The sequence below is a fragment of the Streptomyces sp. NPDC048473 genome (genome assembly GCF_043200155.1).
GTDB lineage: Bacteria > Actinomycetota > Actinomycetes > Streptomycetales > Streptomycetaceae > Streptomyces.
The window spans coordinates 1-15,667 of the sequence record NZ_JBICXE010000087.1 but is presented as its reverse complement, the minus strand read 5'-3'; the positions used below and the strand labels follow the sequence as shown (position 1 = coordinate 15,667).

Sequence of the window (15,667 nt, the reverse complement as noted above, 5' to 3'; positions counted from 1 at the left end):
AGCAGTTCAACACCGGCCAGAACCCAACCCAGAACCAGAACCCGAGCCATGGCGAGGGCCGGGATCGGGATCGGGATCGGGGGCAGGGGCTGGGGCTGGGGGCTCCGAGGCCGCTGCCCACCTCCACCTCGGGCTTCGGGCCCGAGAACGGAACCGGGGAGCGTTCGGAGAACGCGGCGAATGCCACCGGAGGTTCTGTACGGGGCGGCAACACCGGCGGTTCCGACCGCTTCGACGAGGACGTGCGGGACCAGGGCACGTCCGGGGCGGGGCGGCGTCCGGACAGCGAGCCGGATGCCACGGTCAACGAGCAGGACCAGCGGATCGCGGAGTTCACCGCGGCACAGGCACAGGTCCACGCGGCAGTACAGGCCGCGCAGGGCCAACAGGGCCCGCACGGCGGGCAGGCCACGCAGGGTACGGCGGACCGGCGGCTCGCCGACGCGGTCCAGCGGCGTGACGCCGCCGCCCGCGCCCATCTGGACACCGGTGTCCGCCCCACAGCCGGCCCCGACACCGACACCGACACCGCTGAAACCCCGCGCACCGGGGACGGCGAAAGACAGGGCCACGAGCGTTCCCAGCAGGACGGCGGGCAGCTCGTCACCCATGACGAGCTGCCCGCCGTCGAGCTGACGCCCACCGCCCCCTTGCACACGGAGACCGGGAGCGGGGCCGCCCTCACTGACGCGCGGGAGCAGCAGCCCACCCCGGCCCGGCCCGGCTCCCCCGGCTGGAACGCTGCCTGGGCCGTAGCGGAGCCGGTCATTCGCTCACACACCTGGGTCGACCCGGTCTCCAGGCCTCCGGACCCCGAGCGGCCGGGGCACACCACGCAGTATGTGGTGCGGTCGAAGTTCGATGTGCGCCGCTTCGAGTACGAGGGGGAACGGTTCACCGATCTGACGGTCAAGATCGCCCTCGAAGGCCGGGAGCACATGCCCTCAGGCGTCTGGGACAAGGTTCTCAGTGGCGTGGAGGAGTTCCTCAACACCCCGGATCACCGGCTGCCGGACGGCGACCGGTTGCATGTGACCGTGGTGCCGACCGATCGGGACCCGCATCCCGGCGGCCTCACCGTACGGTTCGTCGGCCGCGACCAGCCTATGACCCGCTCCGTTTGGTGGGCGGACGCCGATCCCATCGACTACGCGCACGAGATAGCCCACCAACTCGGACTACGCGACGAGTCACCCGACGACACCGCGCCCCACCGCCCCACCATCGAAGGCAGCCTGCTCGGGGAATACGCCCTCGATCCACCCCCCGGACTCATCAATGGAGGCTTGCGCGACCGTCACCTCCACCTCCTCGCAGCACACATCGGCGACCTCACCGACACCACGCCCGCCCCGGCCGGCAGCGGCCGGATCGTGCCCCTGGCCACGGTCAGCAGGTCGTTCGGCGCGGAACCGCACGCGCCCGTGCAGCCCACCCCGCCGACTGCGCCCCCGGTCGAACCGGAGAGCACCGTACCCGCTCCCGGCCCCGGCCCCGTCACGGCCCCCGAGCCGGCTCCCGTCACCGCTCCCGTACTCCCTCCCGAGCCGGCGTCGGCGTTGGTGAAGGCACCCGGCAAGCCGGCGGCGAAGGCGAAGGAGTGGATCACCACCTGGATCAACACCACCCTCGACCGCACCCACCCTCCCCGCCTCGACAGGGATTACCCCGCGCCCTCGGGGGCACGCCGCATGCCGACCACATTCCCGGACGGCAGCCGTATGCCTGCATACATCGACGACGTCCAGTCGCTGCTGCCTGACATGCCGCAGGATCTGCTGGGCGAACTGCTCAGGAGCCCTGCCAGTTTCGGGCAGAGCGATCTCGCCCTGCGCGGTGTCGAGGACATCGTGCGAGAGATCGACGAGTGGCTGACGGACAGGCCGCTCGTCACGCCGGCGAAGCCGAAGCCCGGCGGCCCGAACGACATCGGGCTGATGGCCGACGTAACGCGGGCGTTCACGCTGGAACCCAACAGTGTGACGGGTGAGGGGCAGTCGTTCGTCTACAGCACCGCTGACGGCACAACACTGACTCTCGTGATCACGGCCCGCCATTACGGCAACTGGGGGCGCTTCGCCGACGCCTACGGGGATCCGACCAAGGTCGACACCATGCACCGGGCAGTCGGCGCCGCCGGACAGAGCAAGAACGTGCAGTCCGTCACCCAGGTCGGTCTGAACGGCCCACTCGGCCCTGTGAGCAGTGCGGCGTTCAGCGGCTTCGGGCGTCTGAACCTGCGGTTCACCTTCACCAATAGGGTGGGCTATGCGCAGACCGACCAGGGCACGAACCAGATGGAGACGCGAACGCTCGACGGCTCGCATGTGCATCTGGACGACGTCTACTACGACGTGCGCGTGACAGGCGCGGACGGGCAGGTGATGGAGACGCCCGAGCCCGCCCCGCCCATAACCACCACGCCCATAACCACCACACCCCTGAGCACCACATCCGCAACCACCACGGTCCGGGCCGCCCCCGCCCGTTTCGGCTTCGCCATGCACGACGGCCTGACCGTACGTCTGCCGGACAGCGTGACGAAGGTGGTGGACCCGGGCCGTATTCCCCGGTCGATCCAGCTCGACGGGCGATCGGCGTTCCGTTTCGTCCGCACGGAGGGCTTCGGCCCGGTGCGGGCCATCCGCGACTGGGCGGCCGGACAGATCGGCACGCGCCCGGGCAGCGCTGCCTACCGCGAACTGGACGCGTTCTTCTCCACCAGTAGCTTTCAGCGGCTCTCCCGGACGATGTCGCACGGCAGGGTCACCACTGTGCCGCTGTTCGCCGACGACAAGCAGATGTCACCGCTGGGCGCGTTCGTCGTGAATGTGGTGGCCACCCGGGCGACACTGATCACCGAGACGCCCAACGCCGAGATGCGTGACATCAACACCTCGCTGGTCCGCAACGGCCGGAGCCTGGCGAAGGGCACCTCGCTGGGCATCGACGGCGTCGCGGGACCAGCGTTCAACCTCTTCGATCCGGAGGGTACGGACGGGGCCGGTGGGCTCAACCTCCGGTTCCAGATCGGCGCCTATTTCCGGTACGTCTTCAGCGTGACGCGCTCCGCCGCCCTCGGCGGCACAGGAGCGATCAAGTCGTCCGGGTGGGTGAAGGGCGATCTCACCGGGCTCTATCTGATCAAGAAGACCGTCTATGTTCAGCGGACCGGCAGCGGTGGCCCCCCGGAGCAGTTCCACACCTGGAGTGTGGACCGGATGACCCGCACCGAGGCGCGGAGGCTGGCTGGCTGGGACGACGGCACGAGACTTCGGCTGGACAACGGGGGGCTCGAGCCGTTCGCCCCCGCGTACCTGATCCGGGACCATCCGCCCACCCTGGGCATGCACCGCGTGGAGGAGTTCTCGTTCGACGACGGCAGCCGCACCCAGGACGCGGCCGACGGCTTTGGGCGTACGCTGCTCGACACCTTCGCCGACCGGGTGATCGCGGCCGTCTCCGCCGCGTATCCGGGGCTGGTCGCTCCGCTCGACCAGCTTGCCCCGCCGGTGCGCAGGGGTTTGCTCGACCGGGCCAGGTCGCTGCTCGAACCGGACGACCCGCAGGCAATCGACCGCTCCCGGACGACACAGTGGAGTGACGTCACGGCATACCGGACGGCGCTTGCCAACACCCTCGAAATCCTCAATGCCCTCAATCACCGGAACATGGCGGGAAATCTGGAGGCGCTGGCGACCACCGGTATCAGGATCCGGCTGACCGAGCTGGGCGCGATCGGCCGGGGACACCGCTACATCTGGCTTCACGGCGACCTCACCGGCCGGCGTTTCGAGGGCACCCAGGACGACCTCAAGCTGCGCTACAGCCCCGTCGGCGTCGAACGGATCGACGCGCAGAAGAGCGCGAGGCGCGTCGCGGAGGCAGGCATCGACGCTCAGGCCGCGTTCCGTGATCCGGCGGGCGGCGACATCGGTGTCCCGAACAACGCAGGCATCCTGTCGGTGGGGCTGCGGGCGGGGCGGCAGACCGACGCGGAGACCGGATTCGGCTCGACCGCCACCAACGAGCACATGTCGCTGAGCATCGGACCGGCTCACCTCCACCGCTACGACCTTTCGCTCACCGTGACCCGGGGCGGTTACTGGCGGGTCCGTGGCCTGTTGCGAGGGGTTGCCACCCTCGGTCTGCCGGCGACGCAGCCGTTCGTCATCAGCCAGCGGCAGGACGTGCTCATCGGTCTGGACCAGCACAGGAAACCGGTGGGCGGCGGCCCGGTGACCGGCCAGGTGCTGATCAGCATCCCGGACAAGCACGCGCCCGCCGTGGATCCGCACCAGCCCGGTGCGCTCAACCCCTATGTCACCCTGCGCGACCCGCTCGTGCCGGAGCAGTTGACTTCGAACCGGGCCCGGGCGCTGGCGCTCGGGGACCTGTCACGGCCAGGGAGTCTCATCCGTACCGACGACCTCGTGGGGGCGGACACTCACGCCGGGCAGGACGCCGAGAAGCCGGGCGCCGTCGAATCACGGGGCCTTGGGCCCACGCGTGGTTCGCAGCTGTTCAGGGACCTTCAGAACCACCCTTTCTCCACCGTGAGCGTGGTGGCTCCCCCCAGTCTTCTGTCGAGCCTGAGCGCCGTCCTGGAGCGGGCGTCGGGGGGTGCGTGGCAGCTGACGGAGGAAGGAACACCCACCAGGGAAGCCGTGCTGCGCGCCTTCAAGCCGCAGTATCTGACGGCCAACTTCGACCAGACCTCCGGGGCGCTGGGCTGGAGCGCCAGTGGCCTGATGGGCAAAGGCCCTTACTCGAACCTGTGGGCGACGTTCCGGCATCTAACAGTGGTCGACGGCATCACCGTACTCACCAAACCGGTGCCGATGGACGCCGAGAACATCCTCGGGGGCACCCATCAGGCGTCCGGAAAAACCGTCAGGACCAGCACCATCTCCTTCGGCGGGCAGCTGACTTACGCCAAGTCGCATGCCGTCGGCCCCGGAGTCCTAGGTAACTACGCCATCGTCGCCAGCCCTTGGTCCACGGCGAACTCGAAGAGTTCCACCGTCACCAGGACCGTCGTCGCCGACATGAACCGGAAGGGATTCACCCACCAGATCCTGGTCTCCGGGACGGTCGAGCACTGGCTGGCACTGGCGTCGAGCCTGCTGGGGACCGCCGCCGTGGGCAAACCGTTCGTACCGCGGTGGCTCGCGGGAGCGGCGGGAGAGATGACGTCGGTGCCCGGTGGATGGCTGGCGCATGTGCCGGAGAAGAGCGCCCATCGGATCGGCCTGATCGACGACGGGATGGGGGATATCCCCCGCTACACCCGGCAGACCTGGTCGCCACAGCCGTGGCTGAGAGGGAACTCCTTCGGTACGTACCCCGTCAACCATCTCGACACGACCGCCGTGTTGAGTGCCTTCGACCGGAGAGTACGGGGGCTCGGCCTCGATGACGCGGGCAGCGAGCGGGTTCGCACGCTGGTCACGTCCCGCGTCCTGCGCTCTCTCAACAAAGAGATGTCCGGCAGCGGCTCCTCGGTACCCGTGAGCACCGGCCGTTGGGGCTGGCACACGCTACGGATCGGCAGCCGGTACGGCCGGGTACGGGTTGAGCTGATACCCGGCGAATCCACCTTCCAGATGCTGGACCACAGCGTGGAGATGGAGCAGAACCGGCGCGCCGTCGAGACAGTGCAGGAGAGTTCGGACTCCAGCAGGGGAACCGACTTCGGAATAGTCGTCACCGAGGGAGTGAGCACCGGGAACCCGACAGCCGTGGCCTCCGGGCCCACCTACACCGCCACCGACACCGACCGGCGTGCGGTCTCGTCGAACACCTCCGCCTCCACTCTCAAGATCTTCCGCCTGGGATCCACCGAGCCGTACGCGGAGATCGCCACGCCCTACCGTCTGCGGATCACGCTGGAGGTGGACGACGCCCCCGCCCAGGACGGCGGTCAACGTGCGCCCGGCACGAGACGGACACTGCGGGAACAGGCGGTCGCGAAACGCGATCAGTTCAGGGGCAAGCGGACGGTCAGCGAAGAAGGCGACGTCGGCACGCTGGTCGAGCACATCCCGCTCTCCTTGATGACACCCGACCAGGACGCGGTCACCGGCGGTGCGGCCCTCCTGGAGGCGCCCGTACTCACCGGTCTCGCGGCGCCCCGCGCGGGCACCGCGGACGACGCGGCGTACGTACTGCACCCCCACACCCGGCACGGCGACGGAGAGCCGCGACCGTTCGTCTTTCCCCCGCATGGATTCGACGTGCGCAGAATCGTGGGACAGGACGAGATCCAGGCGGCCAACCACTACGCCATCGCCCTGTCCTACGACGTCGGCTTCTCCCTCACACAGCCCGTCAGACCCGGCGGACCCGGCGCTCTCGAACGGGCCAAGGACACCGGGCTGACGCGTCTGGGCACCGGGTCCGCGCAGGCGCTGGAGGACGGTTCGAGCAACGCGACCCTGTCCGTGTTCTTCCATCGGGCGCTGCTTCCCGGCGGGTACGGGATTCCGGGCCTGACCGAGAAGAACCTGATCGATACCGAGTCGGCGCAACTGGACCTTTACGCCAAGCCCGACTTCAGCGGCGCGCGGCTGCTCACCGTCGCCGACGGCCAGAAGATGGAGGTGCTGAGCCGCGTCAGTGGGGGCGCGAGCACGTCGGTGAATCAGGAGAGCGGCCAGGATTCGGCGCTGGGCGGCGGAGTCGCCGTCAGTTCTCCCGAGACGGGCTTCAGCCAGCTGGGGGCCTCCACCACCGGCCCCTACGCCGGCGAGAGCCACTCCACCCTCGCCGCCGCCGAGAACCTGGCTTCCCTCAATGTGAAGCCGAAGACGGGCCGGGCGTTCCTCTTCGCGATCCCCACCGCCTGGCTCAGCGTGGCCGACGTGCAGCGGGGCATCAAGGACACCCGGATCGGGAAGTGGGTCAGGGGCACCTTCGGCCATATCAGGCCGGGGCTGAAAACGGCCAGGTCCGACGCGTACACGCTCGCCTGGATGCGTGATGACATCGCCAGGCAGCTCGGGCTGATCAGCGACACCAACTTCCCCCCGCGCGTCAGCAAGGCCTGGGACGCCGTCAACAGCGCATCCAAGGCATTCGTCGACGCGGACAAGGCGTACTGGAAGAAACGCAGGACGGCCATCGATCTGCGCGAGGCCCTGGACACGGCGCGCCAGGAGGTGGACAGTGCACGGGCGGACCCGGATCTGCGGACACCTCACGACAGCGAACCCGCCCACGACGGCCGGCGGGAGCAGCATGAGGCGGCGGTACGGCAGCTTGCGGAAGCCACCGGCCGACGGGACGAGGCACTCGCCGCCTTCGAGGCGCGGCGCACCCAGCTGGATGCGCTCAGGGAGACCGCGGAGAACGCCGCGACGGAGTACCACCGGGCGCGCGCCGCCACCGACCAGCTCACCCGATGGCATCAGCTCGCGGCCACGGAGGGGGGCCGACGGCAGCTGGACGGCCGCATCGAGCCGCCGGAGGTCACCCACCAGGCGCCACCCAAACCGGTCACCGCGCCGAAGACCCCGGCCCCCGCTCCGGCGGCGTACACGGTGACCACGACCGACACCGGAACGCTCCTCACCTCCCCCTCCCCCGCGCAGGAGAAATACGCCGTCCACGACGTGCCGAGGGACGGTGACGCCTTCTATCACGCGCTCGCCCAGGGGCTGGCCAGGACCGATCCGAAGCTGCTCACGGAAAAGGGCATCGACCTCGCGGATCCGCCGACCGCGGTCGCCCGGCTGCGCGAGCTACTGACGGGCAGTCTGACCGACCCGGCCAACGTGGACCTGCTCGAACACGTCACCGCGGACGAGAGGGACACCTTCACCGTCGATGAGATCACCGCGGTGGGCGCGGAGCACGCGGGTCTCGCACCCGGCACTCAGGGCCGCCGCGAGTTCGACGCGCTGGGCGGTCCGATGCCGCATTCCGTGACCCCCGCCAGTGCGGCCAGGGCCGCACTGGCGGCCGCTCAGATCCGGCGGCCGGGCGCCGCCGCCGCGGAGACCGGGTGGAACCACTCCGCCGCGGACCTGCTGCCCCTGCTCGCCGCGCGGACGTTCGGCGTGGAGGTCACCGTCGTCGGGGACGCCGGACGCTTCCAGGACTTCACAGTCGGAGCGCAGCAGGGCGCACGCCCCCGTGTCGTCCTGCTCCTGAGCGACCGTCACTACCAGGTGGCGCTCCCGGTGCACACCGGCGCCACCCCGCCGCCGGCGGGGCATTCCTCCGGGGGGACAGCACCGAAGAGCACGATGGCTCCGCCTCCGTCCGGTCCGCCACCGGGACCGGCCGCCCGTGGTGGACCGGTGCAGGTGCCGGGCACTGGCGAATGCCTGCTCTTCGCGTTCATGGCGAGCGACCCCGAGCATGTCCGTAGCCGCCTCCCGGGCCTGAGCACGACGAACCCTGCCGCGTACAACTGGCTTGCGAACCCCGAGGGAGTGCGGACGCAAGTGCGGTGGCAGGCGACGGCCGAACGGCCCTCGGCAGTGATGTCGGACGTGGCCGGGGCGATGCGCGCTGCCGCGAGGGACTACGTCACGGCGGCCGGCAGCCGACTGCCCGCCCAGATTGTCGGGCAACTCCGGTTGACGACGGCGGACGAGTCCGCCGCCCGGATCGATCGTCCGGGCAGGAAAGAGCTTCTCCAACACCTCGATCACCATGACGTCGACCGCGAGACGCTGGAGTTCTTCGGCACCGACGAGGTGCGGGCCCGTTACATCGTGGCGCGTACGGAGGAATTCGTCCTGGTCGGTATGGTTCCGCAGGCAGCGGCCACGGCCGCGCGGGAGGCGGCGGCCGGCCTGTCACCCCGCGAGGCTTTCACCCACCTGCGGGATCACGGGCTGCTCAGGACGGTCAGCGATCTCGACGACGCCGAACTGAGCCGCCTCCTCACCACCGCGTACCCGCAGAGCATCGCGCCGCTGGACGCGGACGAGACCCGGGCCGTGCTGGCCGCCGTCGAGGACTGGCGGGGCCACTGGATGACACCGGTCGGCGAGGTTTTCCTGCCGCTCCTGGCCCACGCGTTCGACGTGCGGGTGGATGTCGCGCAGCCGGACGCGGCGGGCGGCGCCCAGCACCGCACTCATGTGGGACCGGACTATGCCGACCGGCGGATCGAGGTCCACTACAACGGTACGAACCACTACGACGCCAGCGATGCGGAACCGCGTGACCTGCTCACCTTCGGCGAGGCGGTGGCTCCCGAGCGCGTCAAGCAGGCGGAGAAGGACGACCGGGGCGACGTACGGATCAACCCGCTGTGGGTGCCGGTCCAGGTCAAAACCGGTGCGCCGCAGCCACCTCCCCCGCCACCTGCTGAGCCCGGTCCGGCCGTGCGCGACTGCTTCTCTGAAGACCTGATGCCGACGCTGCATCCCCGGTCCACCGTGGCTGAGCCCCGATCCACCGAGTGACTCGTGTCCTGTGGATGAGCAATCAAGAAGAGGTGCCTGCTGACCTGCGATGATGGGAGTTCTGACGCTTCCAGCACGCACAATCAGCAAGGCACCTCGTGGATGCAAGTTACCCACACGCCGGCAGCGGTCTCCGCTGTGTCCGATGACCCGAATCTGATCGCGCATGCCGGGCTGGCACCGGTGATGCGGCTGGCCGAGCGGTGCGGCCTGTCGCGACTGGTGGCTGCGAAGGTGAAGCCGACCGGAGCGAGGAACGGTGCGGGGGCTGCGGCGGACGCCATGGTCACCAGCATCGTGGGCGGCATGGCCGCGGGTGCGGACCGTATCGAGGACCTTGGAGGCTTGCGGCACGGTGCTGCCGGATCGTGTCGGCGGAAGCTGGACCAGCGACTTCGTACTGGAAGTGCTCACCGGTATCGGGAGGGTGGATCAAGGAGAGCCGAGGACCCTGGAGAACTCGCCGTGAGCGTCTTCACGATGTCTTCGACGCCGGCGTGCGGGGCGACGCGTCCCAAGTCATCCGCCGGAATCCTTGCTCAACGCTGTCTGCATCTGCCGGGCCGTGACCTGTATCTGACGCAGCACGGTTGCCACCGCGGGCACTTCGGCCATGTCCGGCCACAGCAGCGCATACATATGGCGCAAGGGCCAGTTGCTCAGCGGCCGAATGACCAGGCCGGGTCGTAGGTGTGCCAGGAGCGCGAGTTCGCTCGTCGAGCTGATGCCGAGACCGGACGCGACGAGTGCCTGAAGGGCCAGTACGTCGTCGATGGTCGCCGCGATGTCCGGCTGGAACCCAAGGTTCGTGCATGCCGCGAGGAAACGGTCCCGGAAGCTCTCCAGTACCCAGTGCCGGTCGGTGAGGTCCGCCAGGTCCACCGTGGTGTGGTCCGCCATCGGGTCGTCCCTGCGCATGACGACGCAGCGGCGGTCGGTCATCAACTCCAGGCGAGTCATGGCGAACTCGCCCTCGGGCAGGCCTTCGTTCCCCCAGTTGCACAGCAACCCGAGGTCTGCCTCACCGGAGCTGATCAAGGCGCGTGCCTCGGCCGGCTCGGCCTGGGTGACCGTGACCCGTATCGCGGGGTGCGACTTCCGCAGCTGCGCGACCATCTGGGGTAGGAGCGTGACGCAGCTGCTCTGGAAGGCGACCAGTCTGACCAGGCCGCCTCCGCGTGCCACGACCGACGAGATCTCCTGATCGGCTGCCCGCAGCACCGCGAAGACGGCGTCCGCGTGCCGGATGAGAGTCTCGCCGGCCTCCGTCAGCCGGAACCCGCGCCCCGTACGCGCCACCAACGGCGCACCCACCGCCTGCTGCAGCCGCCGCATCTGATAGCTGACCGCCGGCTGCGTATACCCGAGTGCCTGGGCCGCGGCCGTGTATGAACCGGTGCGTGCCACTTCGGACAGGACCCGCAATTGATGTATGTCCAGCACCCATAAATCATAAAGGAATTTGATGGGATGGAGAAAGAACCCTCGTTGGACGTAAGCAACTTGATTCGGTCAAATATCAGCAGTCCTCGCGACCGCTCTGGCCACGTTGCAGGGGCCAGATCCGGCCACGCCCCCCACAGGAGCTCCGCGTGACATCCACAACCGTCCCCCGTGAACAGCAGTCAGCCACTCCAGGGCAGTACCCCGGTTCTGACGTCACCCCTCTCGTCCAGATGCGGAACGTCACCAAGCACTACGGCGAAATCGAGGTCCTGCGCGGCATCGACCTCGACGTCGCGTCTGGCGAGGTTGTCGTGATCATCGGGCCGTCGGGGTCGGGCAAGTCCACCCTCTGCCGCTGTGTCAACCGGCTGGAGACCATCAGCTCCGGCACCATCACCTTGGGCGGGGTTCCCCTGCCCTCTGAGGGGAGTGAACTGGCCAGGCTGCGTGCGGAAGCCGGCATGGTCTTCCAGTCGTTCAATCTGTTTCCACACCTCAGCGCGCTGGAGAACATCATGCTGGCGCCCGTCCACGTCCGTCGCACGCCCAAGAGCGAGGCGCGCGCACGCGCTCACCGGCTCCTCGATCGTGTGGGACTCGCCGACAAGGCCGGCTCCCATCCGGCTCAGCTCTCAGGTGGCCAGCAGCAGCGCGTCGCCATCGCCCGGGCACTGGCGATGGATCCGCAGGTCCTCCTGTTCGACGAACCGACCTCGGCGCTCGACCCGGAGATGATCCAGGAAGTGCTGGCCGTCCTCGTCGAGCTGGCCGCTGAGGGTATGACTATGATCGTCGTCACCCACGAGATGGGCTTTGCCCAACAGGCTGCCGACCGCGTTGTCTTCATGGACGACGGCAGGATCCTGGAGGCCGCTCCGCCCGATCGGTTCTTCGCCCAGCCCGAGCACGAACGGGCCGTCGACTTCCTCTCCAAGATTCTGTCGCACTGATCCCGCGCGCCCGAAGGCCTCCAGGGCGCTTTCGATCCGGCACTACCCCCTTGAGTCCCAGATGGAGAAACCATGAGCGACAGGTCCAGGCCCCGTGCCGCCGACACCAGGACCCGCGTCAGAAGGCGTAACACTGCCGTCGCGCTCGTTCTGCTCGCCACAGCTGTCCTCACCTCGGCCTGCTCCGGCGGTTCCGCCTCCACCGCCGAGGTGCCCGGCAAGCCGGGGCAGGCCGCCGGCGCCAAAGCCGCCCTCGAGGGATCCGCGGTCATCGATCGGACCATCGCCGACTACCAGCCCGCGACAGACGCCCAGATACCGAAGGGCTCCACGGCCGCCGAGATCAAGAAGCGGGGCAAACTGATCGTAGGCGGAACACGAACAGCCGCCCTCTTCTCCCTGTTCGACCCCAGCAGCGAAAAGGTCGAGGGCTTCGACGCGGCGCTGTCCCGGCTGCTCGCCAAGTACATCATCGGAAAACCGGAGACCGAGCTCGTCAACGTCACAGCCACCACCCGCGAAGCCCTGCTGAAGAACCACTCTGTCGACACCGTCTTCGCCACCTACACCATCACCGACGAGCGCTCCAAAGAAGTCGACTTCGCCGGCCCGTACTACGTGGACGGACTGGGTATCCAGGTCAAGAAGACCAGTGACATCGCCGGCCTGAAAGACCTTGCCGGAAAGACGGTAGTCACCGAGTCCGGCTCCACCGCTGGGACCGTGGTCAAGGACATGGTCCCGAACGCCAAGTTCCAGTTGTTTGAAACCAACACAGAATGCCTTCAGGCCCTGCGTCAGGGTCGCGCTGACGCCTATGTCCTGGACCAGGGCGTCCTCGCGGGCAACGCCGCCACCAATCCTGACGTCAAGGTTCTGCGCTCGATGCTCAGCAACGAGCCCTACGGCATCGGGCTGCCCCTCGACAAGCCCGACTTCAAGAGGTTCGTCAACGACTGGCTTCGGCAGATCGAGGCCGACGGCACGTGGGAGACGGTCTGGAAGAACACCATCGGAACCCAGGTGCCCGGTCAGGCCCCGCTGCCGCCTTCGATCGACTGACCCGCCATGGGCGTCATCACCTCCCACCTGGACGTCTTCGCACGCGGCTTCCTCGTTTCCCTGGAGCTCACGGCGTGGACGTGTGCCATCGGCGGCTTGCTCGGCCTCGTCCTGGCCGTCTGCCGACTGAGTCCGGTCGAGCCGCTGAGGCTGGCCAGCAGGCTCTGCGTGTCTGCGGTGCGCAGCGTGCCGCTGCTCGTCCTGCTGACACTGTTCGTCTTCGGCCTCCCGGAGATCGGAGTCGTCTACTCGCTGTACTGGACCGTGGTGACTGCCATGAGCGTCTACTGGGCGGCGTTCTTCTGCGAGACCCTCAGGAGCGGTGCCCGGGCTGTCCCCGCCGGACAGTTCGAGGCGGCCCGGGCGCTCGGTCTCACCTTCAGCAAGATCCTGCGGCTGATCGTGCTTCCTCAGGCGCTGCGCTCCATCATCCAACCGCTGGCCTCGCTGCTGATCGCGGTCATGCTCAACTCCTCCCTCGCCGCGGCCGTCGGCGTCACGCAAGAGCTCACCGGCCAGACTCAGCTGCTCGACCAGCAGTACGCCGAGCCGCTGATCACCTTCGCCGCGGCGGCCGGATGCTACGCCCTCTTCACGTTCGGAGTCGGACGGCTGGCAGCGCTCCTCGAACGCAGGCTGGTGATTACACGATGACATCGTCCCTGAAGGAGCTGACCGTTCCACAGGACGCGTCCACTCAAAGGCACACGTGGACCACGGGAGGCAACAAGGCGGCCCGGCGCCGCACCCGAACCCCGCTCCGCTCGCTGACCGCCTTGCTGGACCGCGCGGACGACGACATCTCGCTGTTCGACGTGCCCGGTCCCCGCGGCCGCCGCCGCATCACCATCGTGACGGCCGTGTCCCTGCTGGTCATCGCCGTCCTGGTCGGGGCCGCGCTGTGCCAGTTCGCGCTGAAGGGCCAACTGGACGCGGAGAAATGGAGCCCGTTCGTCCAATGGCCCGTGGTCCGCTACCTGCTGACCGGGCTCTGGGCCACCGCCCAGGTCACCCTGGTCAGCGGAAGCATCGCGCTACCCCTCGGCACCCTGCTCGCCCTGGCCCGCCTGTCCAGGAGCCGGCTGCTGCGCTGGCCCGCGGGCCTCTACGTCGAGTTCATGCGCGCGGTTCCCCTGCTTCTCCTGATCTACGCCTTCCTGTTGGTCCTGCCCAGCGCAGGCATCAGGATTCCCCTGTTCTGGCAGCTCGTCTGGCCGATCGTCATCACGAACGCGGCCGTGTTCGCCGAAATCTTCCGGGCCGGGGTGCGTGCCCTGCCGCGTGGCCAGACCGAGGCGGGATTCGCCCTCGGACTGGACTACTGGCCCACCATGCGCCTGGTCGTCCTACCCCAGACGATCAGGCAGACATCCCCGGCCCTCGTGAGCCAGGTCGTCCGCCTCCTGAAGGACAGTACGCTCGGATACGTTGTCAGCTTCCTCGAACTCCTCAACGCGGCAAGGGTTCTGGGTGAGCTCAACCACTCGATCATCCAGAGCTTCCTCGTCGTCGCCTTCGTCTTCATCGTCGTCAACGTCGCCCTGGCGACCGCCGCCGGCCGACTGGAACGCCGGACCAGCGGCACGTCGGGCGCCCAGGACTCACGCAGGTCCTGAGCCCCACTCCTTGCTGTCCTCCCCGTGGGATCGCCATGCCTCCACATCTCCCGCGGGGAGGCACTCCCATGCGCTCTTCCAGCCTCCCCAGAGAACGAGGTAACCATCCGTGTGCCGTTTCATCGGTGTTGTCGCCCAGGACGCCGCCCCCGTCAGCACCCTTCTCGCCGAGGAACTCGGCCCCTTCCTCTCGCTGGCCTGCGAGCACGGCGACGGCTGGGGGCTCGCGTTCCACGCAACCGGTGAAGGGGACGGCGGGAAGGAGGGATCGGCCACCGCCGGCGCAGACGAGGTCCACATGATCAAAGAACCGTTCCGCGCCGATGCCAGCCCAAACCTGGGGCCGGTGCTGGACAGCTGCGTCACCGACGCGGCCGTGCTGCATCTGCGCATGGCGAGCCAGAACTTCCCCGTGATATCGGCGAACACGCACCCTTTCGGAGACAGGAGGGCGGCGTTCGTCCACAACGGCGACTTCACACCGTCGAACTGCCTGGACGGGACGATCGGCACGGACCTGCTGGTTACGGCGAAGGGGCGTACCGACAGTGAGAGGTTGTTCCTCGCCGTCCGACGCTGCTTGGACGACGGCATGGATCCGGTCAAGGCGCTCATCCAGACTGCGGCGGACGTGAAGTCGCGGGCGGCCGGATACGCCAGTCTGAACTGCGCCCTGCTCACGCCTTCCTCCCTGTTCGTGTACGCCGAGCACGACCCGCACTCGGAGGTCATCGGGCGCCGGGGACCGGACTTCTTCGACTTGTGCTACCGCCAGGACGACTTCAAGGTCGTCGTGGCTTCCACCGGCTGGACCCAGACGGAAGGCTGGGAGCCGATCCCGTCAGGGCATGTCCTGGAAGTCCCTCGGGGCGGAGGAGCCGTCAGGATCCACGGCTGAGTCGCTGGTGTCCCGAGTCCGGACGGGCCGGCCGCCGACCTGGCCGGGCCGGACTCCGCCGTCTGCGGACCCTGCGGGCGACCAGGCCGAGCTCAGACGTGATCTTTGCGATGGTGTTCACCGAGGCCGGTACTGTCCTAAAGATGGCTCTTACAAGATTTTCGTAGCCGGTGATAGGGCAGGGGCATTGCGTGATTGGGATTGGTCCGGTTCGCCGGTCTCGTGAGTGACGTGGCGTCATGTCCGTTGTGCGGTAAGGGGCCTGGGAGAGCA

The 15,667-nt window shown here is 68.4% G+C and carries 7 protein-coding genes; 6 read left to right on the top strand and 1 reads right to left on the bottom strand.

Going from position 1 to position 15,667, the window contains the following annotated elements; genetic code table 11:
- The first annotated feature begins 242 nt into the window (after positions 1–242).
- Positions 243–9,422: a hypothetical protein gene (locus tag ACGFU7_RS45380; RefSeq protein WP_393704412.1), complete on the top strand. Its 9,180-nt coding sequence runs from the start codon at positions 243–245 to the stop codon at positions 9,420–9,422.
- A gap of 519 nt (positions 9,423–9,941) precedes the next feature.
- Here ACGFU7_RS45380 and ACGFU7_RS45375 read toward each other — a convergent pair.
- Positions 9,942–10,865 (bottom strand): LysR family transcriptional regulator, encoded by a 924-nt coding sequence (locus tag ACGFU7_RS45375; protein WP_393704410.1) that lies wholly within the window; start codon positions 10,863–10,865, stop codon positions 9,942–9,944.
- Between the two features lie 233 nt (positions 10,866–11,098).
- Between ACGFU7_RS45375 and ACGFU7_RS45370 the strand changes: the two genes are divergently transcribed.
- The 5 genes from ACGFU7_RS45370 to ACGFU7_RS45350 all read left to right on the top strand — a co-directional run bounded on the left by ACGFU7_RS45370 (position 11,099) and on the right by ACGFU7_RS45350 (position 15,394).
- On the top strand, positions 11,099–11,818 hold the full coding sequence (locus ACGFU7_RS45370; protein ID WP_393704413.1) for an amino acid ABC transporter ATP-binding protein: 720 nt from the start codon (positions 11,099–11,101) through the stop codon (positions 11,816–11,818).
- A gap of 72 nt (positions 11,819–11,890) precedes the next feature.
- Positions 11,891–12,880, top strand: a complete 990-nt coding sequence (locus ACGFU7_RS45365) for a glutamate ABC transporter substrate-binding protein (protein ID WP_393704409.1) — start codon at positions 11,891–11,893, stop codon at positions 12,878–12,880.
- A 6-nt stretch (positions 12,881–12,886) separates the two neighbouring features.
- The gene (locus ACGFU7_RS45360; protein ID WP_393704408.1) at positions 12,887–13,534 is read left to right on the top strand and encodes an amino acid ABC transporter permease; all 648 of its coding nucleotides are present in this window, start codon (positions 12,887–12,889) and stop codon (positions 13,532–13,534) included.
- Entirely contained in the window at positions 13,531–14,496 is a 966-nt protein-coding gene (locus ACGFU7_RS45355; RefSeq protein WP_393704407.1) for an amino acid ABC transporter permease, read from the top strand. The genes ACGFU7_RS45360 and ACGFU7_RS45355 overlap by 4 nt, the downstream gene beginning before the upstream one ends.
- A 109-nt stretch (positions 14,497–14,605) precedes the next feature.
- On the top strand, positions 14,606–15,394 hold the full coding sequence (locus ACGFU7_RS45350) for a class II glutamine amidotransferase (RefSeq protein WP_393704405.1): 789 nt from the start codon (positions 14,606–14,608) through the stop codon (positions 15,392–15,394).
- Positions 15,395–15,667: the final 273 nt, after the last annotated feature.